At 61.5% G+C, this 20,291-nt stretch carries 17 protein-coding genes; 12 read left to right on the plus strand and 5 right to left on the minus strand.

All coding sequences use genetic code 11. The annotated features are described in order from the left end of the window. Positions 1–1,293, minus strand: a complete 1,293-nt coding sequence (locus tag MUM_RS0126705; protein ID WP_010176080.1) for a CitMHS family transporter — start codon at positions 1,291–1,293, stop codon at positions 1–3. Positions 1,294–1,424: 131 nt separating this feature from the next. Here MUM_RS0126705 and MUM_RS0126710 point away from each other — a divergent pair, with 131 nt between their 5' ends. Beyond that, positions 1,425–2,312, plus strand: coding sequence for a LysR family transcriptional regulator (locus MUM_RS0126710; RefSeq protein ID WP_010176082.1), 888 nt, complete (start codon positions 1,425–1,427; stop codon positions 2,310–2,312). Between the two features lie 75 nt (positions 2,313–2,387). Here the strand turns inward: MUM_RS0126710 and MUM_RS0126715 are convergent, their stop codons facing one another. Further along, positions 2,388–2,990, minus strand: a complete 603-nt coding sequence (locus MUM_RS0126715) for a glutathione S-transferase family protein (protein WP_010176084.1) — start codon at positions 2,988–2,990, stop codon at positions 2,388–2,390. An 11-nt stretch (positions 2,991–3,001) separates the two neighbouring features. After that, positions 3,002–4,168 carry an aminotransferase-like domain-containing protein gene (locus tag MUM_RS0126720; RefSeq protein ID WP_010176085.1) on the minus strand — a complete coding sequence of 389 codons (1,167 nt, stop codon included), beginning with the start codon at positions 4,166–4,168 and terminating at the stop codon, positions 3,002–3,004. An 82-nt stretch (positions 4,169–4,250) separates the two neighbouring features. Here MUM_RS0126720 and MUM_RS0126725 point away from each other — a divergent pair, with 82 nt between their 5' ends. From MUM_RS0126725 to MUM_RS0126735, 3 genes are all read left to right on the plus strand, one after another. Continuing rightward, on the plus strand, positions 4,251–4,685 hold the full coding sequence (locus MUM_RS0126725; protein WP_010176086.1) for a MarR family winged helix-turn-helix transcriptional regulator: 435 nt from the start codon (positions 4,251–4,253) through the stop codon (positions 4,683–4,685). A 190-nt stretch (positions 4,686–4,875) separates the two neighbouring features. Then, positions 4,876–6,222 (plus strand): NCS2 family permease, encoded by a 1,347-nt coding sequence (locus MUM_RS0126730; RefSeq protein WP_010176087.1) that lies wholly within the window; start codon positions 4,876–4,878, stop codon positions 6,220–6,222. A 63-nt stretch (positions 6,223–6,285) separates the two neighbouring features. After that, on the plus strand, positions 6,286–6,912 hold the full coding sequence (locus tag MUM_RS0126735; protein WP_010176088.1) for a LysE family translocator: 627 nt from the start codon (positions 6,286–6,288) through the stop codon (positions 6,910–6,912). A 229-nt stretch (positions 6,913–7,141) separates the two neighbouring features. On the opposite strand, the gene MUM_RS0126745 is transcribed toward MUM_RS0126735, so the two are convergent. Further along, positions 7,142–12,121, minus strand: coding sequence for a dermonecrotic toxin domain-containing protein (locus tag MUM_RS0126745; protein ID WP_141629555.1), 4,980 nt, complete (start codon positions 12,119–12,121; stop codon positions 7,142–7,144). Between the two features lie 156 nt (positions 12,122–12,277). After that, positions 12,278–12,631 (minus strand): hydroxyisourate hydrolase, encoded by a 354-nt coding sequence (gene uraH / locus MUM_RS0126750; RefSeq protein WP_010176091.1) that lies wholly within the window; start codon positions 12,629–12,631, stop codon positions 12,278–12,280. 389 nt (positions 12,632–13,020) lie between these two features. On the opposite strand from uraH, the gene puuE reads away from it, so the two are divergent. The 8 genes from puuE (at position 13,021) to MUM_RS0126785 (ending at position 20,222) form a co-directional block, all read left to right on the plus strand. Then, positions 13,021–13,947 carry an allantoinase PuuE gene (gene puuE / locus MUM_RS0126755; RefSeq protein WP_010176093.1) on the plus strand — a complete coding sequence of 309 codons (927 nt, stop codon included), beginning with the start codon at positions 13,021–13,023 and terminating at the stop codon, positions 13,945–13,947. Then, positions 13,944–14,459 carry a 2-oxo-4-hydroxy-4-carboxy-5-ureidoimidazoline decarboxylase gene (uraD, locus tag MUM_RS0126760; RefSeq protein WP_010176095.1) on the plus strand — a complete coding sequence of 172 codons (516 nt, stop codon included), beginning with the start codon at positions 13,944–13,946 and terminating at the stop codon, positions 14,457–14,459. Before puuE ends, uraD begins: the two co-directional genes overlap by 4 nt. A gap of 81 nt (positions 14,460–14,540) precedes the next feature. Further along, positions 14,541–15,536: an allantoicase gene (alc, locus tag MUM_RS0126765; RefSeq protein ID WP_010176096.1), complete on the plus strand. Its 996-nt coding sequence runs from the start codon at positions 14,541–14,543 to the stop codon at positions 15,534–15,536. Between the two features lie 121 nt (positions 15,537–15,657). Next, the gene (locus tag MUM_RS0126770; RefSeq protein ID WP_010176097.1) at positions 15,658–16,161 is read left to right on the plus strand and encodes an ureidoglycolate lyase; all 504 of its coding nucleotides are present in this window, start codon (positions 15,658–15,660) and stop codon (positions 16,159–16,161) included. Between the two features lie 50 nt (positions 16,162–16,211). Further along, on the plus strand, positions 16,212–17,513 hold the full coding sequence (locus tag MUM_RS0126775; protein ID WP_010176098.1) for a urate hydroxylase PuuD: 1,302 nt from the start codon (positions 16,212–16,214) through the stop codon (positions 17,511–17,513). Positions 17,514–17,648: 135 nt separating this feature from the next. Next, positions 17,649–19,001, plus strand: coding sequence for a nucleobase:cation symporter-2 family protein (locus MUM_RS0126780; RefSeq protein WP_010176099.1), 1,353 nt, complete (start codon positions 17,649–17,651; stop codon positions 18,999–19,001). 43 nt (positions 19,002–19,044) lie between these two features. After that, on the plus strand, positions 19,045–19,440 hold the full coding sequence (locus tag MUM_RS1000000134365) for a hypothetical protein (RefSeq protein WP_141629556.1): 396 nt from the start codon (positions 19,045–19,047) through the stop codon (positions 19,438–19,440). Then, positions 19,437–20,222: an outer membrane protein OmpK gene (locus MUM_RS0126785; RefSeq protein ID WP_003209104.1), complete on the plus strand. Its 786-nt coding sequence runs from the start codon at positions 19,437–19,439 to the stop codon at positions 20,220–20,222. The genes MUM_RS1000000134365 and MUM_RS0126785 overlap by 4 nt, the downstream gene beginning before the upstream one ends. The last annotated feature ends 69 nt before the right edge of the window (positions 20,223–20,291 follow it).

A 20,291-nucleotide genomic window follows, 5' to 3' on the forward strand; every position in this document is an offset into this window, starting at 1 on the left:
TCAAATCACTCCCAGGAGCAAAGCTGTCAGGGTCATCAACACTGACGCGGCAAACAGAAAGGGGATGGTGAAGCGCTGGTGATCGGCCAATTCGATCTTGCACAGGCCCACCAGCAGGAAAGTCGCGGGCGTCAGCGGGCTGACCGGGAAGCCGGTGGTGTGCACGCCCAGCAGCGAGGCCTGGGCCACTTGCAGCGGGTCGACGCCCAGCGCCTTGCCGACTTCGGCAATCACCGGCATCACGCCGAAGTAGTAGGAATCGGGATCAAACAACATGCTCAACGGCATCGACAGAAAGCCCACCACCGCCGGGATCAGCTTGCCGTGGCCCGCCGGAATCTGCGCCACCGCCACTTCGGCGATGGCCTTGAGCATGCCGGTGCCTTGCATGATGCCGGTGAACACCCCGGCGGCGAGCAGGATGCTGGCCATGGTCAGGGCCGTTTTGGCATGGGCGTCGATCCGCGCACGCTGGGCGTCGACATTCGGGTAGTTGATGCACAGCGCAACCACGGTGCCGAGCATGAACATCACCACCGGGTCGACCCAACCGGCAATCATCACCACCATCACCAGCACCGTCAGGATCAGGTTGACCCAGAACAAACGCGGGCGACGCAGGGCGATGTCATCGTCGCTGAGCACCCGTTGCGGCACCGCGTCCACACTGGAGCCGGCGCCCAGGCCCAGGCGTTTTTCTTCACGGCGGCCCAGCCACCAGGCGCAGGCGAACACAAAGACCAGGCCGACGATCTGCACCGGGATCAGCGGCTGGAACAGGTCCGCCACCGGCACATGCAACGCCGCCGAGGAGCGCAGCACCGGGCCGGTCCACGGCAGGAAGTTGACCCCGGCCGCCATCGCCGCCACACAGGCCAGGATGCGCTTATCAATGCCCAGCCGCGTATACAGCGGCAGCATTGCCGGTATCGTCACCAAAAAGGTCACCGCGCCGGAGCCGTCCAGGTGCACCAGCAGCGCCAGCGTCGCCGTACCGACGACAATTCGTGTAGGACGCGTCCCTACCGTGCGCAGGATGCGATCAATGATGGGGTCAAGCATGCCAGCATCGGTCATGATCCCGAAAAACAGGATCGCGAACACAAACATGCCCACCACGGGGGCGACGTTCTTGATGCCGGTGATGATGAAGGCGCTGGTTTGCAGGCCGAACCCGCCGAGCAGCGCGGCGATGATCGGCAAGGCGATCAGGGCCACCAGTGGCGAGAGGCGCTTGCTCATGACGGCAGTGAGCAGGCACAGGATGGTGATGACACCCAGGGTAGCGAGCATGGGGTAGCTCCAGAACGGCGTTTTCGGCCGGTTATTGTTTTCCCTGGAGTATTGGAATCGCGTTAGGCTTTGTAAATTGGAATATTCGTCACTTCATATTCGTAAAAACAAAACGCTCGAGCAAAATAAAAATGAAAAATTCGATCCAGCATATCCAGGCGTTTCTCGCCGTTGCCCGCACGGGCAGCTTTACCAGGGCGGCGAATGAGCTGCACTTGTCGCCCTCAGCACTGACCGTTCAGGTGCAGCAACTGGAAGAATGGCTGGGCGTTGCCCTGCTCGACCGCAGCCCGCGCCACGTCAGCATCACCGCTGCCGGCCTGGATGCCCGTGGACCGATGGAGAAGTTGTTGCTGGACCTGGACAACATCGTCACCGGCTCCCGCGACCTGGCGGCCTTGCGCCGGGGCGTGGTGACCATCGCCGCCCTGCCCTCCGTGTGCGCCGGCGCCTTGCCTCCCGCCCTGCGTCTGTTTCGCGAGCGTTTCGCCGGGATCGAGGTGCGGCTGCACGACCTGGTGGCCCATCGGATTCATGCGCAAGTGCGTTCGGGTGAGGTGGATTTCGGCATTGGTGTACGAGCGCGGCTGAGTCACGGATTGGCGTTTGTACCGGTGCTGAATGACCGGCTGTGTGCGTTTGTGCCGCTGGATCACGCCCTGGCGCGCCATGGCCGGTTGACCCTGACCCAACTGGCCAATCAGCCGATCATCCTCACCGGGCGCGACAGCAGCGTGCGCGAACAGGTAGACGCGTTGTTCGATGAGCGACAGGTGACAATGCAAGCGGGGATGGAGGCCAATTACATGTCGACGGTATTGGCGCTGGTACGGCAGGGATTGGGGATCAGTATTCTGCCGGAGTCGGCGGCGGACAGCCTGGAGGGGTTGAAGCGGATTACGATTGATCATCCGGGCGTGAACCGGGAGATCGGGTTGATCAGTCGCAGTGGGCAGCCGTTGAGCCCGGCGGCGCAGCGCTGTTTTGAGTTGCTCAATGAAGAATTGCGCGCTTTGTAGGAGCCCGGCTTGCCGGCGATGGCGTCGTTGAGGGCGCTATCGCCGGCAAGCCGGGCTCCTACAGGGTTTCGGTGATCAGCCCAGCATTGCCACGTGTTTTGGATGGCTGGCCACGCGTTTCAGCCACGCCTGCACGCCCGGATAAGCGCCCAGGTCAAAACCACCTTCATCCGCCACATGGGTGTAGGCATACAACGCCACATCGGCAATCGAGAACTGGTCGCCCACCAGGTACGGCGTCAGCTGCAACTGGCGCTCCATCACCTTCAGGGCCTTGTAACCGCCCTTGTGCAGCTTCTTGTATTCCTCCAGCCGATCTTCCGGCAGCCCCAGGTAAAACTGGATAAACCGCGCCACCGCGATGTACGGCTCATGGCTGTACTGCTCAAAAAACTGCCACTGCAGCACTTGGGTGCGCAGGCGCGGTTCGGTCGGCAGGAACTCGCTGCCGTCGGCCAGGAAGTTGAGGATCGCGTTGGATTCCCACAGGCAGGTACCGTCTTCAAGCTCCAGCACCGGGATCTTGCCGTTGGGGTTCTTGGCCAGGAACTCGGCGGTCTGGGTGTCGCCTTTCAGAATGTCGACATCGATCCACTCATAGTCGATGCCCAGCAGGCTGAGCATGAGTTTGACCTTGTAGCAGTTGCCCGATTTGTAATCGCCGTAGACCTTGTACATGGAGGCTCCCCTTATGCCGCTTGCGCGTGCTGTGCTTGACGGACCACCGCAGCGAGACGCTTGAGACCTTCGTCCAAGCGCGCCGGGTCGATATGGCTGAAATTGAGCCGCAAGTGACCGTGATGGTTATCCGGCTCGGAAAAGAACGGTTCACCGGGCATGAACGCGATGTCCTGGTCGAGCGCAGGTGCCAACAAGGTGCGGGTGTCGAGCGGTTGTTTCAAGGTCAGCCAGAAGAATAATCCGCCCTGGGGTATTTGCCAGTCGGCCAGGTCGCTGAAATGTCGCTCCAGTGCAGCCTGGAACGCATCGCGGCGGCCTCGGTAGAAGCTGCGCAGTTCCACCAGGTGGTGCTGGTATTTCTCGGTGCCGATCCATTGCATTGCCTGCCACTGGCCAACCCGGTTGGTGTGCAGGTCGGCCGACTGCTTGAGCTTGAGCAGGTGTGGGAACAGGTCGGGGCTGGCGATCAGGTAGCCGACCCGCAGGCCCGGCAACAGGGTCTTGGACACGGTACCGGTGTAGATCCAGCTGGCCTTTTTCAGGCGGCTGACGATGGGTTGCGCGCTGCCACCGTCGAAGGTCAGCTCGCGGTAGGGTTCGTCTTCGATCAGGGTCACGCCGAACTCGTCCAGCAGTGCAGCCACGGCTTCGCGCTTGGCCTCGCTGTAGCGCACGGCTGACGGGTTCTGGAACGTCGGGATCAGGTAGACGAAGGATGGACGATGCTGCTCAAGGCTGTTGCGCAGCGCCTTCAGGTCCGGACCGTCCGCTTCAAGCTGTACGGTCAGGCACTCGGCGCCAAACAGCTGGAAAATCTGCAACGCCGCGAGATAGGTCGGGCCTTCCAGCAGGATTTTGGTGCCTTTGTCGATATACAACTTGGCCGCCAAATCCAGGGTTTGCTGGGAGCCGCTGACCACCATGACCTGGCTGGCTTGGCACGCAATACCCAGCCCCCGCGCCTCGGCCGCCAGCAACTCACGCAACTGCGGCTCGCCTTCGCTCATGCCGTACTGGCCAATATTCAGCGGCATGCCTTCCCAATCCAGCTTGGGCAGCATCACTTCGGCCGGCAGGCCACCGGCGAAGGACATCACCTGCGGCTTTTGCGCCGCCGCGAGGATTTCACGGATCAAGGAGCTTTTGAGGCGCGAAACACGTTCTGAGAAGGCCATATGGGTCACCGGTAGCGAAGCCTGAGGAAAATACGTCAAACTGGTTGACCGAAATTACGACGACTTGGGCAGATACGTCAATATGCTTGACCTTAAAAACCAGACCAGCCAACAAACCGCCATGGAAGCCTTCTTCTTCGGCTACCAGGCGTTCACCGCCAAGGCCGACGAAATGCTGGAGCGCCGTGGCCTGAGCCGGGTGCATCAACGCATCGTGTTTTTTATCGCGCGCTACCCGGCCTTGAGCGTCAAGGAATTGCTGGAATTGCTCGGCGTGAGCAAACAGGCGTTGAACATGCCGTTGCGCCAATTGCAGGAAATGCACCTGGTGAATAGCGTGGCTTCAGAGACCGACAAACGTAAGCGCCTGCTGGAGTTGACCGAAGAAGGTCAGCGTTTCGAACAGTCGTTGCGTCGCGAGCAAGTGAAGCTGCTGCAACGGGCGTTTGCCGAGGCTGGCGAGACGGCAGTAGAGGGCTGGCTGGCAGTAAACAAGGCACTCGGTGGCCAATCCTGAATTGCCTTTCATCCTTTTCGCACACAAAATAGAAAACATTATTTGCTTTATTTGTATACAAAAGCATAATTCGCTTCGTGCGAGTTCCTGACCTATTGGTCAACAAAACCCGCTGGTACCTCAAAGCGCTGCTGCCCACTCATGTGTCCGGCGCTGGAAATAACAATAAAACTCTTGAGGAGTACTTGCTGTGGAAAGCCGCAAATCCGAAGCCCCTACGCTCGACCTTTCGCCACCCCACAACGGTTGGCTGGAACGCCTGTTCAAACTCCGCTTGCATGGCACCACAGTGAAGACCGAGCTGATCGCCGGCCTCACGACCTTTATCACCATGGCCTACATCATCTTCGTCAACCCCAACATCATGGCTGACGCCGGCATCGATCATGGCGCGGCATTTGTCGCCACCTGCATCGCTGCGGCGCTGGGCTGCCTGCTGATGGGCCTGTACGCCAACTGGCCCGTAGGACTGGCGCCAGGCATGGGCCTGAACGCGTTTTTTACCTACACCGTGGTCGGCACCATGGGCTACAACTGGGAGACCGCACTGGGTGCGGTGTTTATCTCCGGTGTGTTGTTCATGATCCTGACGCTCTCACGTATCCGCGAGTGGCTGCTCAACAGCATTCCGGTGAGCCTGCGCCACGCCATGGGCGCGGGTGTGGGGCTATTCCTCGGAGTGATCGGCCTGAAAACCGCCGGCATCATCGTGCAAAGCCCGGCCACCCTGATCAAGCTCGGTTCCCTGCATGAGCCTGCCCCGCTGCTGGCGGCCGTCTGCTTTCTGTTGATCGCGATCCTCAGCTACCACCGGGTATTCGGCGCAATCCTGATCAGCATCATTGCCGTGACCCTCGCCGGTTGGGGCCTGGGCCTGGTGGAATACCACGGCATCCTGGCCACCCCGCCAAGCCTGGCGCCGACCTGGATGGCGATGGACGTGATGGGCGTGTTTAACGTCAGCATGATCAGCGTGGTGTTCGCCTTCCTGTTTGTGCACATGTTCGACACCGCCGGCACCTTGATGGGCGTGGCCCAGCGTGCAGGCCTGGTGAATGCCGACGGCAAGATCGAAAACCTCTCCCGCGCCCTGAAAGCCGACAGTGCTTCCAGCGTGTTCGGCGCCATGGTTGGTGTGCCGCCGGTCACCAGCTACGTGGAAAGCGCCGCCGGGGTGGCCGCCGGTGGCCGTACCGGGTTGACCGCTGTCACCGTGGGCGTGCTGTTTATCGCCGCGATGTTTTTCGCACCGCTGGCTGGCATGATTCCCGCTTATGCCACCGCCGGTGCGTTGATCTATGTGGCGATGCTGATGATGAGTGGCATGGCCCATATCAACTGGGACGACGCCACCGACAGCATTCCGGCGATCGTCACCGCGATTATGATGCCCCTGACCTTTTCGGTCGCCGACGGCATCGCCCTGGGTTTTATCACCTACGTGGCGCTGAAGGCAGGCACCGGTAAACACAAGGAAATTTCCATCAGCCTGTGGGTGCTTTGCGCGATCTTCATCGCCAAGTTCGCGTTCCTGTAGGCCAACTGGCTTGACCCTGCCTCACCCCGTCGGGTGGGGCTTTTGTACGAATGGAGGAATGCAATGAGTCTGGAAACCTGGCTGCTGTTCAGCGGCGCTGCGCTGGTGGTGATCCTGATCCCCGGCCCCCTGTCCTTGCTGATGATCAGCAACAGCCTGAACTACGGCCTGCGCCGTTCGTACCCGGCGTTTCTCGGCGGGGTGATTGCCTCGATCTGCCTGTTGAGCGCCTCGGCGCTGGGCCTGGGTGCGTTGTTGCTGGCCTCGGAACAGCTGTTCAGCGCCCTGAAGATCGTCGGTGCGGTGTACCTGTTTTACCTCGCCTGGCAGAGCTGGCAGCAATCCCGGCAACCGTCCCACGGCGCCGACGTGCCGCCAGTGGCCGCCACCCCGCGTTTTCGCGCGCTGTTTGGCCGGGCCTTTGTGCTGGGCGCAAGCAACCCGAAAGACATTCTGTTTTTCGCCGCCTTCCTGCCGCAATTTCTCAGCGCCCAGCAGGCCTTTCTCCCACAGCTGCTGATCATGATCGCCACTTGGACCGTGCTCGACCTGCTGTGCAAGCTGGCCTACGGCCTCGGCGCCCATGGTGCCGCGCGCTACCTGCGCAGCGGCAAGGGCCAGAGCTGGTTCAACCGGATCAGCGCCGGGCTGTTTTCCGGGGCCGGAGCGGCGTCATTGTTGAGCCGCTAAAGGTCCGTCACTCTGACGAAGTACGCCGTGACGCTGTTGGAGCGGGCGTTGTGATGTATGCCCGCGACGACTCTGACCAGACGCCCCTCTTTCAGCGCCTGGAGAACCGACTGGTGCGCTTGCGCCCGCCCCAGGACCGTCGACCGGGCGTTGCTGCGCAACCAGGCGTCAGACAGTTGCACCAGGCCTCCCGACCCCAGGGCAACGCTCGGAGTTTCGGTCCAGCGCGTCAGCACGTAATACAGGTTGGTCGACTTCGGATGGGTGCAGACAAAGTTGACCAGGCTGGCCGGGCTGCCCTTGCGCAGCGTCTGCAGCACAAACCCCTGCCGCTCCAGCACTGACCGCACAGCGGATTGCGCCGCCAGGGCCGGGCGCTGCCCAGTGCCCTGCCCGTGTGGGCCAGCAATCTCGGATCAAGGGCAGTCGGCAACTGGAAATCCACGCGCTCCAGGCCGGGCGCTTGCTCTGCTTGCCCAATATTGATACTGACCTGGCGCCTTCTTGAAACAGGCCTGAGCATGCGTAACAAATCGTCCGTTTGCCCGGTCAATGCGGGCGCTGGTGGCAGCCAGTCGTCCAGCGTCGCGCGGATATTGAGGATCCGGGTTGCGGTCATCGAACGACCGGAATCCGCCAGCTCCATCAGGCGTTCCGTCACAAAGCGCTGGCTGGCCGGGGTCAGACCGGGGAATGCCGTGCCCACCGACATTGACAAGGGATGGCTGAACAACGGTTCACGAGGGACCCACGCCTGACCCGCGCCCCAGGTGGCCGGTATGGGTTGCTCGCTTACCACGCCGGGTATCAACCAGCGGGCCAGCTCATCCCGGGCAGGTGCGTAGGGCAACTCGGGGGCTCTTAAAAAAATGACGCCGTCCGGTACGGTCGAACCATTGGGCAACAGTTCGTAGTAATGGTTACCCAGTTTTACCGCGTCAACACCTGGCACACCCTGAACCCGATACAAGCGGCGTGACGCCGAAATCTCCACCACCGCCTGCTCGTTGAGCTGGCGGCCCCAGGGATGCCAATGGGTGGAGGCCAACAAGGGTTGCCGCTCCACCCGTTCGAAATGCGAAGCCGAGGGTGCCACCCACGCTGTGCCGCCCCTTGGTGCTTCCCATGGACGCCGTATGCCGGAGCTTGGACCTGCCCGAGGCGTGGGTGGCGCATCGGCGCCCAGCAACAACTCGCCAGGCTTTTCAATGGACAGCACCAGTTCGTCCTGGCCGTTGTCCCTGGGGTTCTTCAAGCGCAACGCCGGCTCGTTCCGGCGCCGATAAACCGGATAGGCATGGCTGTCCTCGACGACAAACTGTTGGCCGCCCTTCACATGGCTGCCTTGGTTGATCGGCCCGTGCAAAGCCACCGAGCCCTCCAGCGTCAGGTCCTTGCGGTAGCCCTCAAGCCCCTTGAAGGCTCGGGCTACCGGCGGTAATCCGGAGTTGACGCCATGGCGGCGTGGCGGACGGCGGATCACGTTCAAGGCCGACAACATCGACACTCGCCTGACCGGCAAACCGGATTTGGGAGTTCCCTTGGCCAGCGGAAATGCCGTCAGCGCGACGTCAGCGATCAGGATCAACGTGGCAAAGCCGGTAGCAACCCCGTCCCGGGCGTCACCGCTGTGGTGAAAACGCCGGGCGGCCAGCAGCACCTCGTAGAGATTCACCCCGACACTCACCCCGGGGATGAACGACAACAGCCCGCGCACCCGCGCCGCCGATTGCTCGCCCAGGCGCAGTTGCCGATAACTGACAAGGTCCCTGGCGGAGTTGGCGACCGCCTGTACGTCGCGCTGCATCGCCAATACCCGGGCGTGCGTGAGCATGCGCAGCAGGTCGCAGCCGGTGGTCGGGGTAATGCCCAGCCACTGCTGCGGGGCCTGTTCGATCTGTTCGTGGATCTCTTTTTCAATCTCCGCCACTGCCGCCGCCGGCTGGGCACGCCGCACCCCAAACCAACCCCGGACGGCTTGCACCACACCCCACAGGGAGGCAAAGGAAAAAGGCCAGATGGCGCCCCACCTCGACAGGGCATGATAGGTGCGATCAGGCGTGCCACGGGTTGGCCGAACCGCCACCGGGTAGCTTTCCAGGGCTTGCGCCTCCCAGCCGGGAGCAATGGATTGAGCCAGCACTTCAAGGTTTCCAGGGCTCAGCGCCGCGGTGATTAATGCTTGCCGGGCCGCCGCCACACTGTCGTGCTCGGTCAACGGCGGATAGCCCTTCACCGCCGGCCAGTAGAGCAGCGTCTTGCCCAGCGCCCGGTCATCGATCACCAACACCCCGGCGATATGCCGTGGCTGTTCAAGGGTGAGTGCCGCCAGATGCACGCAACACACTTGCAGGTGATGACCATTTTTCTTCAAATCCCCGGGCGTCCTGGCGGCCAGGGCTGTGGCGAACCCACTCAACGCGCCCTCGCTCAGCCCTTGCTGCCGGGCGCTGAAATGATCCCGCCGCGCACGCTGCAACCACGGCCGCTCCAGCAGCGCGGTGGACAACCTGGCCGGCGCCCCGCTGGCATCCGGATAGAACGCATGGGCAATCAATCGCTCATACTGGCCCGCCAGGTCCAGGCCGGCGATCAGACGGGTCAGGCCCTCGGCTGGCAGATGCTGCGCCCACAGAGGTTCGAGGTAGCGGCTGTGGCGCAGTCGCTCGCGCGTCCAGGGCGCATCGGCGTCTAGGTTGTGCAAGGCCAATTGCAACAGGCTGTAGGTATGACGCTCCTGGCTGACCACCGTCCGGACCCCGGAATCCCCAGCCGGACGCTGGGGATGAGATTCCCAATGAGTGCTGACATCGTCGGGCATGTCCAGGAACGGCGTGTCGATATCCAGCGGCGCGGTTACCCCCTCGCCCTTTAACGCCTCGACCAAGGTCTTGCGGGCGAATGCCTCAAGGCTCGGCAGCACTTGCCCCAGTTCCTGCTCAAGGGCACTGGCGCTGGCCAGGTAATGCGTGTGCAACCGCTGATAGCGCTTGCGCAACGGGCGCGAAGCACTTGTCAGCCAGGCCGGCAATGTTTTGGCCTGGGCCACCGCCAGGCGCAACACGCTGATAGTGGCCAACGCCCGGGTACGCGCGGTGCCGAGGGGCAGATGCAGGCTGTCAGCCAGCTCGCGGGCGAGCAACGTGCGTGTCAGCGCCACGTCAGTCACCTCGCTGAACGGCCGCCCGCCCTGGCCTACCCAACGGTCGGTCCGCGCGGAGTGCTCGATCTGCTCCTTGAACGGATCGGAGAGCACGTTGCCTTCCATCACCTCGTAGTAGACGAGTGTCGGCTCGCCAGCAGCCATCGCGTGGATCACCTCGCGGGCTTCCTGGCGTTGATCCTGCGGGATGCAGTGCCAGAGCACCGAACCGTCCGGGCTCTTGAGGCTGGCATCGAGGCTGGCGGATAACTCATCCAGCGAGCCGAACGCCTGAAAGCCGCCGTACTTTCCCGGCACCTGGAGCACCACAGGCTGCAAGCGATCAGGGTGGCTGACGGCTTCCCGCGTGGTGACGACCAGCACCCCGACCAATCGGAAGAGCGTCTGCCGCCCGCGCCCGACGGACAGTTGCAGAACGCGGGTGGTGCTGGCCGCCCGGTCGCTGGCCCTTGGCACGGTGTACACCTCGGTCAGCAACGTACGCTCGACCTCATCCAGCAACCCCAGGCGATAATAAAGGTGCGCGTCTTTAATCAACGCTGAACGCTGAATATTCAGCCGTTGTACGCCGCGACTGGCGGTCGAACCGGGCACTTTTTCCAGCCAGAACGCCCTGTCGCCCAGGCGATGTTCGTGGCCGTCCAGCATCCCGTGCAGCTTCTCTACGTGTTCAAGCCATTGCGTGTGCAAGGTCTCAACGTCGCTGTAAGGCCGGTAGTCCTGGCTCAGGTCCGCCGGGTTCAGCAGCGCCAACAGCCCTTGCTCGTGACGTCGCACCAACGCCTCGGCGGTTCCCCTGGCCAGGCCCGGCGCCAGTGCTGCACAGCTGACTTCCGGCGCCCGGCGCTGGCGGTCCCACTCCAGCAGTTGCTCAACGGCCTCACGCAACCCTTCGTCGGCAGGTGACCGGCGCCGGGCCTGTTCCACCCGACGCAAGCGCTGGGAGGCGCTCCACGCGACGCTTGCCCTGTCCGCACTCACCCTGGACGCATGTCGCGCCAGCAGGCAGTCCCGTTCGTTGTCCCGCTGGAGGTACACCTGCGCCAACGCGCTATGCCTGAGTGCATCCCCCGCCAGCGTCGGCCCACGGTATACGCCGAAATCCTTCGCCACCCCGTGCCGGCGCCGCAGGGGCAACTGTTGCCAGAACACGTCCCGGTGTACGCCGTTGATCAGGGCGGGCAACTTGACCTGCATCTGTGCCAGGCTGGCAAACTCATGAAAGCCCTGGCCAAGCCCTGGCAGGTAAACCACCTGGCGTTTGTCCAGGGCGTCTCCCGAGCGGTAGATATGCAGCGCGCCGGCCAAGGGCACCCCGCTTCCTGCATCCGACGGCCACAGCACCGGACTGACCTGCAAGCGCTCCCACGCACCGCCAGCCTGGGTACGGACCTGTGGGGTGGGCGCATCGAGAATGCCCAGCGCCATGGCAAACCCATGATCCGACAAGTCGTACAGCGTGTGGGCGAGGTACGCGCTTTCAGCGAAGGCCTCGAGGTGCACTTGCACCCAGCGCTCTTCCCGGGATAGCGCGCTGCCAAATGCCAACCCTTGCCAATAACCGGACACCGCCGCCTGGACTTGCCCGGGCAACTCCAGGGCATTGACCTTGTGCAACGCTTCACTGGCGCTGAACGGCAATCTAGCCACGGCGTCACCTTGCATACTCAGTGTGGTGTAACGATTGATGTTGATCGGGAACTGCGGGTTATCCAGCAGACCCAGAGCCCGGTCGGTGAGGCTATCCACTGCCAGCGGCCCGCCCGGCGTCACCGGCTCGCTGAACAACAGGCGGTCGGGGTCGAGGTCGAACGCTTCACGCAGCGCCTTGCGCACCAGGCGATGGAGACTCGGCGCCTGCTCCAGCAACCGGCGCAACAGTCTCTCGGCCTCGTGGCAGCGCGCCTGGGCACCCTGCAATTGGTTGATGAACCGGCTGGGCCTGGGGCTTGATTCAACGCGCCGGGTTAGATGGAGACGAAGGCGCGCCAGCTCGTCCAGGGAGTCATCGGGGTCAGGTTGGGGAGAATCGGGGTCGGTAGTCATGTCGCCATCGGTTCCAGATGAAAAACCGAGGGTAAGCAGCGCGTTGCTCTACGGGGCCTTACATAGTTAGGCCGAACGCCGGGCAAAAAAAAGCCCGCAGTGTGAGCGGGCGAAAAACCAACGAAGAGCTTTGGGGGTGTGAAGCGTGGTGACGACTCAGCTACCGCGATAGGTGGAGTAGCTGTAAGGCGAAATCAGCAACGGCACATGGTAATGATCCTGCTCGGCACTGATACCGAAGCGCAGCACCACCACGTCGAGAAACGCAGGCTCGGGCAGTTGCACACCGCGAGCGCGGTAGTAATCACCGGCGCTGAATTGCAACTGATAGACACCGCTGCGGTAGTCATCGCCTTGCAGCAGAGGTGCATCGCAACGGCCGTCGTTGTTGGTCAAGGTGCTGGCCACCAGTTCAAGCTGTGTGCCCTCGACACGGTACAACTCCACCTTGATCGCGCTGCCAGGGCAGCCGTGCGCGGCGTCCAATACGTGTGTGGTCAAACGTCCCATAGCGTCTGCGCGCCTCCCGAAGTCAGTAAAGTGAAAGACCGCACCTTTTCAGGGCGCTGAAAAAGCCGGCGATGACTGATTAAGACACTTTTCAAAAAAATTGTACACAATAAAAATCACAAACTTATGCACCACCCCGTCATCGCGGGTGCATGAGCCGATTGATGAGCAGTCCTTGCTTTTAAACGACCTTTTATCCATTAGCTGACCAGTCAGGCAGGTTTCTTGCAATGCTACTCTGCGAAGACCCTGCGGAAAAAATGCAGAAATACAGGCTTACAAAGTGCGCACCAAGTTGTATACAATCAGTCATCGTCGTGACGCCACCCAGTCTTTCCGCTGCCCGGCCGCCACACACACCGCTACCACGAACAAGAAGGAAGACTGCAGTGAGCGCTGACTACCCACGCGACCTGATCGGTTACGGCAGTAACCCTCCTCACCCACACTGGCCCGGCAAGGCCCGTATCGCCCTGTCGTTCGTACTCAACTACGAAGAAGGCGGCGAGCGCAACATCCTGCATGGCGACAAAGAGTCCGAAGCCTTCCTCTCGGAAATGGTGTCGGCGCAGCCGCTGCAAGGCGAGCGCAACATGAGCATGGAGTCGCTGTACGAATACGGCAGCCGTGCCGGCGTGTGGCGCATCCTCAAGCTGTTCAAGGAATTCGACATCCCGCTGACCATCTTCGCCGTAGCCATGGCCGCCCAGCGCCATCCGGACGTGATCCGCGCGATGGTCGCCGCCGGCCACGAGATCTGCAGCCACGGCTACCGCTGGATCGACTACCAATACATGGACGAGGCCCAGGAACGCGAGCACATGCTCGAAGCGATCCGTATCCTCACCGAACTCACCGGCGAACGCCCGCTGGGCTGGTACACCGGGCGCACCGGCCCCAACACCCGGCGGCTGGTGATGGAGGAAGGTGGCTTCCTCTACGACTGCGACACCTACGACGACGACCTGCCCTACTGGGAACCCAACAACCCGACCGGCAAGCCGCACCTGGTGATCCCCTATACCCTGGACACCAACGACATGCGCTTCACCCAGGTCCAGGGTTTCAACAAGGGCGACGACTTTTTCGAATACCTGAAGGACGCGTTCGACGTACTGTACGCCGAAGGCGCGGACGCACCGAAAATGCTCTCTATCGGCTTGCACTGCCGCCTGATCGGCCGCCCGGCGCGCCTGGCCGCCCTCAAGCGCTTTATCGAATACGCCAAGGGTCATGACCAGGTGTGGTTCACCCGCCGCGTCGACATCGCCCGTCACTGGCGTGACGTACACCCTTTCCAGGGAGCCGCCAAATGACTGCGTTCCAGACCTTGAAACCGTCGACCCTGAGCCGCGACGCATTCGTCACAGCTTTCTCCGACATCTACGAACATTCGCCATGGGTGGCCGAAAAGGCCTTCGACCTGGGCCAGGATTCTTCAATCGACGAGATCGAAACCCTGCACCAGCGCATGAGCGACATCCTGTTGAGCGCCGATCACACCAGTCAACTGGCCCTGATCAACGCTCACCCGGACCTGGCGGGCAAAGCTGCCGTCCAGGGCCAGCTTACCGCAGCCAGCACTGAAGAACAGTCTGGCGCGGGTATTCACCAATGCTCGAGCGACGAGTTTTCGCGCTTCACCGAGCTGAACGATGCCTACAAGGCGAAGTTCAAGTTTCCCTTCATCATGGCGGTAAAAGGCAGCAACCGGCATCAGATCCTGGCCGCGTTTGAAACGCGCATTCACAACTCGGTGGAAGCCGAGTTCAAATGCGCACTGGCCGAGATCAACAAGATCGCGTTGTTCCGATTACTGACTCTTTAAGCAGACCTGGCCCGAGCGATTCATGAACGCCCAGGGCCTCGCGAGCATCCCAAGCCACTCTATTTAAGGCAGACAAGAAGAATGAAAGCTTACGCCGTACCTTTCGAGAAGTTCGTCAACCTGGCCGACGCCCGCCTGGGCACCAAGATCATCTCTGTGACCGATGACTGGTTCGCCGACGCCAACCGCCTGTTCCAGCCGACCCCGGCCGTGTGGAAGGAGGGCGTTTTCGATGACAACGGCAAGTGGATGGACGGCTGGGAGTCGCGCCGCAAGCGCTTCGAAGGCTACGACAGCGCGGTAATCCGCCTGGGCGTACCGGGCTCGATCAAAGGCGTGGACATCGACACTTCATTCTTCACCGGCAACTTCCCGCCATCGGCGTCCCTGGAAGCCTGCTTCCTGGCGTCCGGCGAGCCGGATGACAACACCCAGTGGGTTGAAGTGCTGTCGGCCGTGGAGCTGCAAGGCAACAGCCATCACTTCCACGAGATCAACAACGACCAGGCCTTCAGCCACCTGCGTTTCAACATCTACCCGGACGGTGGCGTGGCCCGCCTGCGCGTGTACGGCATTCCGTTCCGCGACTGGTCGGCCGTGGGCGACAACGAACAGGTTGACCTGGCTGCGGCCCTGAACGGTGGCCGTGCACTGGCCTGCTCCGATGAACACTTCGGGCGCATGAGCAACATCCTCAACCCGGGCCGTGGCATCAACATGGGCGATGGCTGGGAAACTGCACGTCGTCGTACGCCGGGCAATGACTGGGTGATCGTCGCACTGGGCCACCCGGGCGAGATTGAGAAGATCGTGGTCGACACCCTGCACTTCAAGGGCAACTACCCGGACACCTGCTCGATCCAGGGCGCCTTCGTGAAGGGCGGCACCGACAGCCAGATCGAAACCCAATCGCTGTTCTGGCGCGAACTGCTGCCGGCGCAGAAACTGGAAATGCACGCTGAACACACGTTTGCCGAGCAGATCAAGGCGCTGGGCCCGATCACCCACATTCGTCTGAACGTGTTCCCGGATGGTGGTGTGAGCCGCCTGCGGGTTCTCGGTAAGGTCGCCAAATAAGCGGTGAACCGACATCTGTAGGAGCCCGGCTTGCCGGCGATAGCGGTCTCACGGACACCATCGCCGGCAAGCCGGACTCCTACACAGAAATCACATCATTCAAAAGATTAAGAAGACAGCCATGCGCACACTGATGATCGAACCCCTGACCAAAGAAGCCTTCGCCCCTTTCGGAGACGTTATCGAAACCGATGGCAGCGATCACTTCATGATCAACAACGGGTCGACCATGCGCTTTCATAAACTGGCGACGGTGCAAACCGCCACGCCAGAAGACAACGCGATCATCAGCATCTTCCGCGCCGACGCGCAGGACATGCCGCTGACCGTGTGCATGCTGGAACGACACCCGCTGGGCAGCCAGGCTTTCATTCCGCTGCTCGGCAACCCCTTTCTGATCGTGGTCGCGCCCGTTGGCGATGAACCTGTATCGGGCTTGGTCCGCGCCTTCGTTACCAACGGCAGGCAGGGCATTAATTACCATCGCGGCGTCTGGCACCACCCGGTGCTGACGATCGAAAAGCGGGATGACTTCCTGGTGGTTGATCGCAGTGGCACAGGCAATAACTGCGATGAGCATTTTTTCAAAGAGGATGAGCGGTTGATCCTCGCCCCCCACCAATAAGAGAAGGTCTGATCACTCGACGACAGAGTGACAGGCGAGAGGTAAAGACTGTGGAAGCACATTTGATGGAATGGCTGAACCTGAGCGTGCGCTGGGTTCACATGATCACTGGCGTCGCCTGGATCGGCGCTTCGTTCTACTTCGTCTGGCTGGAAAACAACCTCAATCGCGTCAACCCCAAGGACGGCCTCGCCGGTGACTTGTGGGCGATCCACGGTGGCGGTATCTACCACCTGGAAAAATACAAACTGGCCCCGCCGACCATGCCGGACAACCTGCACTGGTTCAAATGGGAAGCCTACTTCACCTGGATGTCCGGCATCGCGCTCCTGTGCGTGGTGTTCTACGCCAACCCGACCTTGTACCTGCTGACCCCGGGCAGCAGCCTCAGCGGTCCGGAAGGTGTGTTGCTGGGCCTCGGCTCGCTGCTGGCCGGCTGGTTCATCTACTCCTTTCTCTGCGACTCGGCACTGGGCAAGCGCCCTGCCCTGCTCGGCCTGATCCTGTTCGTGCTGTTGATTGCCGCCGCTTACGGCTTCAGCAAAGTGTTCAGTGGCCGTGGTGCGTACCTGCATGTGGGCGCCGTGATCGGCACCATCATGGTGGGTAACGTGTTCCGCATCATCATGCCCGCCCAGCGTGCACTGGTGGCGGCCATCGCGGAAAACCGCACGCCCGACCCGGCACTGCCGGCCAAGGGCCTGCTGCGTTCGCGCCACAACAACTACTTCACCTTGCCGGTGCTGTTCATCATGATCAGCAACCACTTCCCGAGCACCTACGGCAGCCAATACAACTGGCTGATCCTGGCGGGTATCGCAGTGGCGGCCGTGTTGGTACGGCACTACTTCAACACCCGTCATAACAGCCAGAAATATGCCTGGACCCTGCCTGTGGGCGCGCTGGCAATGATTTGCCTGGCCTACGTGACCGGCCCAAAACCGGTGGCGACTGCACCGGAAGTGGCCAAGGCTCCCGCGGCGATCGAGTACCAGCCACTGCCGGAAACGGCGTTGGGTGGCGGGCTTAAACCGGCTGCGCCAGCAGCACCTGCACCGGCTCCCGCCGAAGCGGCACCGGCCCAGGCGTCGATTGATTTTGACAAGGTCCACGGGGTGATTCAGGAGCGCTGTGCGGTGTGCCATTCGGCCAAGCCCACCAGCCCGCTGTTCAGCACCGCGCCCGCCGGGGTGATGTTTGATACACCCCAACAGATCCAGCAAATGGCCCCGCGCATCCAGGCGCAGGCCGTGGCCAGCCAGATCATGCCGCTGGGCAATATCACCCAGATGACCCAGCAGGAACGGGACTTGATTGGCACATGGATCACTCAGGGGGCGCGTACCAACTAACAGCCTGATGCAGATCCAAATGTGGGAGCGGGCTTGCTCGCTCCCACACTAGAGCTGCGACGTGTTTTGAAGAATGAGTTCCACCCGGCAATTGAATGCCGAACAACACAACAATAAAAAGATTCGAGGTGTTGCATGTCCCAGTTGGAAACGCAGATTCCTGCCGCGCCCCCCATGGTGCGGCTTCCCCTCTTGCAACTGATTCTGGTAGGCCTGCAACACGTCTTGCTGATGTACGGTGGCGCCGTCGCCGTGCCTTTGATCATCGGCCAGGCCGCGGGCCTGAGCCGTGAAGAAATCGCCTTCCTGATCAACGCCGACCTGCTGGTGGCCGGCATCGCAACCATGGTCCAGTCGTTCGGCATCGGCCCCGTCGGCATCCGCATGCCGGTGATGATGGGCGCCAGTTTCGCCGCAGTCGGCAGCATGGTCGCCATGGCGGGCATGCCCGGCATCGGCCTGCAAGGGATCTTCGGCGCCACCATCGCCGCCGGCTTTTTCGGCATGCTGATCGCGCCGTTCATGTCCAAGGTCGTGCGCTTCTTTCCGCCGCTGGTGACCGGCACCGTGATCACCGCCATCGGTCTTTCGCTGTTTCCCGTTGCGGTCAATTGGGCCGGCGGCGGTGCTGCGGCCTCCACGTTTGGCTCACCGATTTACCTGGCGATCGCCGCACTGGTGCTGGCCACCATTCTGCTGATCAACCGTTTCATGCGCGGTTTCTGGGTGAACATCTCGGTGCTGATCGGCATGGCCCTCGGCTACGGGTTGTGCGGGATGATCGGCATGGTCGACCTCAGCGGCCTCGCGCAGGCGCCGTGGGTGCAAGTGGTGACGCCGCTGCATTTCGGCATGCCCAAGTTCGAGTTGGCGCCGATTCTGTCGATGTGCCTGGTGGTGGTGATTATCTTCGTCGAGTCCACCGGGATGTTCCTTGCCCTGGGCAAGATCACCGGCCAGGACGTCACGCCAAAGATGCTGCGTCGCGGTTTGTTGTGTGACGCCGGCGCATCGTTTTTTGCCGGGTTCTTCAACACCTTTACCCACTCCTCGTTCGCGCAGAACATCGGCCTGGTGCAGATGACCGGCGTGCGCTGCCGGTCGGTGACGATCATGGCCGGGGCGTTTCTGATTGTGCTGAGCCTGCTGCCCAAGGCCGCGTTCCTCGTGGCCTCGATTCCTCCCGCTGTACTGGGCGGCGCAGCGATTGCCATGTTCGGCATGGTGGCGGCCACCGGGATCAAGATCCTCCAGGAAGCCGACATCGCCGACCGCCGTAACCAGTTGCTGGTGGCGGTGAGTATTGGCATGGGTTTGATCCCGGTGGTGCGTCCCGAATTCTTCGCGCAACTGCCGCTGTGGATGAGCCCGATCACTCACAGCGGTATCGCCATGGCCACGATCAGTGCGCTGTCGCTGAACCTGTTATTCAACATTCTGGGTGGCGCCGAGCGCGCTGTTACCAGCGAACACGCACACCAACATTGATTCCTGCGTCCCAACAAAAACAATAACGATCAGGGAATACACCATGCACGCCATTCACCCGGGGCCGGCCAAACGCCGTGCCCCATTCTCGCCCCGCGCGCTCTGTAACAGCGCACTTGAGCACAGGCCTGGGAGTCAGTATTCTCGGCGCCCGCTCAAATCGACTCAAAAAAAAACAGCGAATGTAAAAGCTGACTGCAAGGCCAACTTATCCCGGCCCCAGGTCCGCAGCCAATGTGTGCAAAAACTCTCCGAATTCGACTGCGTCAATCGCAGCCGACGGGGATTTTTTGGCTTTTTAAACACCTTGGCGCAGCTCTTGCTAAAAGCATTAAAGCTGACCGAACAGACGATTTTTGCGGTAAGCCAAAAGACGCCACACCAGAGCGTCCGCTTAGAAAAAAAACCAGAAACCTTTACCTCGGGAGCAACCGAATGAAACGTACTGTGAACAGCCTGATGCTGGCAGGATCCCTGCTGGCCGGGGGCCAGGCCATGGCCGGTGATCTGCTGCAGTGGCAGAACAACAGCCTGACTTATCTGTGGGGCAAGAACTTCACTGTTAACCCGCAGATCCAGCAAACCGTGACCTTCGAACACGCCGACGCGTGGAAGTACGGTGACAACTTCTTCTTTCTCGACCGCATCTTTTACAACGGCAAGGAAGACGGCAACGTAGGCCCAAGTACTTACTACGGTGAGTTCAGCCCGCGCTTGTCGTTCGGCAAGATTTTCGACAAGGACTTGTCGTTCGGTCCGATCAAGGACGTGTTGCTGGCGTTCACTTACGAGTTCGGTGAAGGCGATAACGAATCGTACTTGCTGGGCCCGGGCTTCGACTTGGCAATCCCTGGTTTCGATTACTTCCAGTTGAACTTCTATCAACGCCAGACCGAAGGCAATCGCCCGGGTGATGGCGTGTGGCAGATCACACCGGTGTGGTCGTACACAATCCCGGTGGGCAACTCCAATGTGCTGATCGACGGCTTTATGGACTGGGTAGTGGACAACGACAAGAACGCCCGTGGCACTTACCACGCCAACCTGCACTTCAACCCGCAGATCAAATATGACCTGGGCAAGGCGCTGCATTGGGGCGAGAAGCAGTTGTATGTCGGTATCGAGTACGACTACTGGAAGAACAAATACGGGATCCAGGACAGCGGCGCGTTCGAGACCAATCAGGACACGGCGAGCCTGTTGGTGAAGTACCACTTCTGATGTTCCCCTGTAGGAGCCAGGCTTGCTGGCGATGGCGTTCTCAGGGGCGCTATCGCCGGCAAGCCGGAC

It is taken from the genome of Pseudomonas sp. PAMC 25886 (assembly GCF_000242655.1).
Classification (GTDB): domain Bacteria; phylum Pseudomonadota; class Gammaproteobacteria; order Pseudomonadales; family Pseudomonadaceae; genus Aquipseudomonas.

What these genes read in the sequence shown, in the direction of transcription:
- MUM_RS0126735 (WP_010176088.1), top strand. Translation starts at nt 6,286, where the DNA reads ATGAGTCTGGAAACCTGGCTGCTGTTCAGCGGCGCTGCGCTGGTGGTG.
- MUM_RS0126725 (WP_010176086.1), top strand. Translation starts at nt 4,251, where the DNA reads ATGCTTGACCTTAAAAACCAGACCAGCCAACAAACCGCCATGGAAGCC.
- MUM_RS0126705 (WP_010176080.1), bottom strand. Translation starts at nt 1,293, where the DNA reads ATGCTCGCTACCCTGGGTGTCATCACCATCCTGTGCCTGCTCACTGCC.
- MUM_RS0126710 (WP_010176082.1), top strand. Translation starts at nt 1,425, where the DNA reads ATGAAAAATTCGATCCAGCATATCCAGGCGTTTCTCGCCGTTGCCCGC.
- MUM_RS0126720 (WP_010176085.1), bottom strand. Translation starts at nt 4,168, where the DNA reads ATGGCCTTCTCAGAACGTGTTTCGCGCCTCAAAAGCTCCTTGATCCGT.
- MUM_RS1000000134365 (WP_141629556.1), top strand. Translation starts at nt 19,045, where the DNA reads ATGCACGCCATTCACCCGGGGCCGGCCAAACGCCGTGCCCCATTCTCG.
- MUM_RS0126780 (WP_010176099.1), top strand. Translation starts at nt 17,649, where the DNA reads ATGTCCCAGTTGGAAACGCAGATTCCTGCCGCGCCCCCCATGGTGCGG.
- MUM_RS0126785 (WP_003209104.1), top strand. Translation starts at nt 19,437, where the DNA reads ATGAAACGTACTGTGAACAGCCTGATGCTGGCAGGATCCCTGCTGGCC.
- alc (WP_010176096.1), top strand. Translation starts at nt 14,541, where the DNA reads ATGAAAGCTTACGCCGTACCTTTCGAGAAGTTCGTCAACCTGGCCGAC.
- MUM_RS0126745 (WP_141629555.1), bottom strand. Translation starts at nt 12,121, where the DNA reads ATGACTACCGACCCCGATTCTCCCCAACCTGACCCCGATGACTCCCTG.
- uraH (WP_010176091.1), bottom strand. Translation starts at nt 12,631, where the DNA reads ATGGGACGTTTGACCACACACGTATTGGACGCCGCGCACGGCTGCCCT.
- MUM_RS0126770 (WP_010176097.1), top strand. Translation starts at nt 15,658, where the DNA reads ATGCGCACACTGATGATCGAACCCCTGACCAAAGAAGCCTTCGCCCCT.
- uraD (WP_010176095.1), top strand. Translation starts at nt 13,944, where the DNA reads ATGACTGCGTTCCAGACCTTGAAACCGTCGACCCTGAGCCGCGACGCA.
- MUM_RS0126715 (WP_010176084.1), bottom strand. Translation starts at nt 2,990, where the DNA reads ATGTACAAGGTCTACGGCGATTACAAATCGGGCAACTGCTACAAGGTC.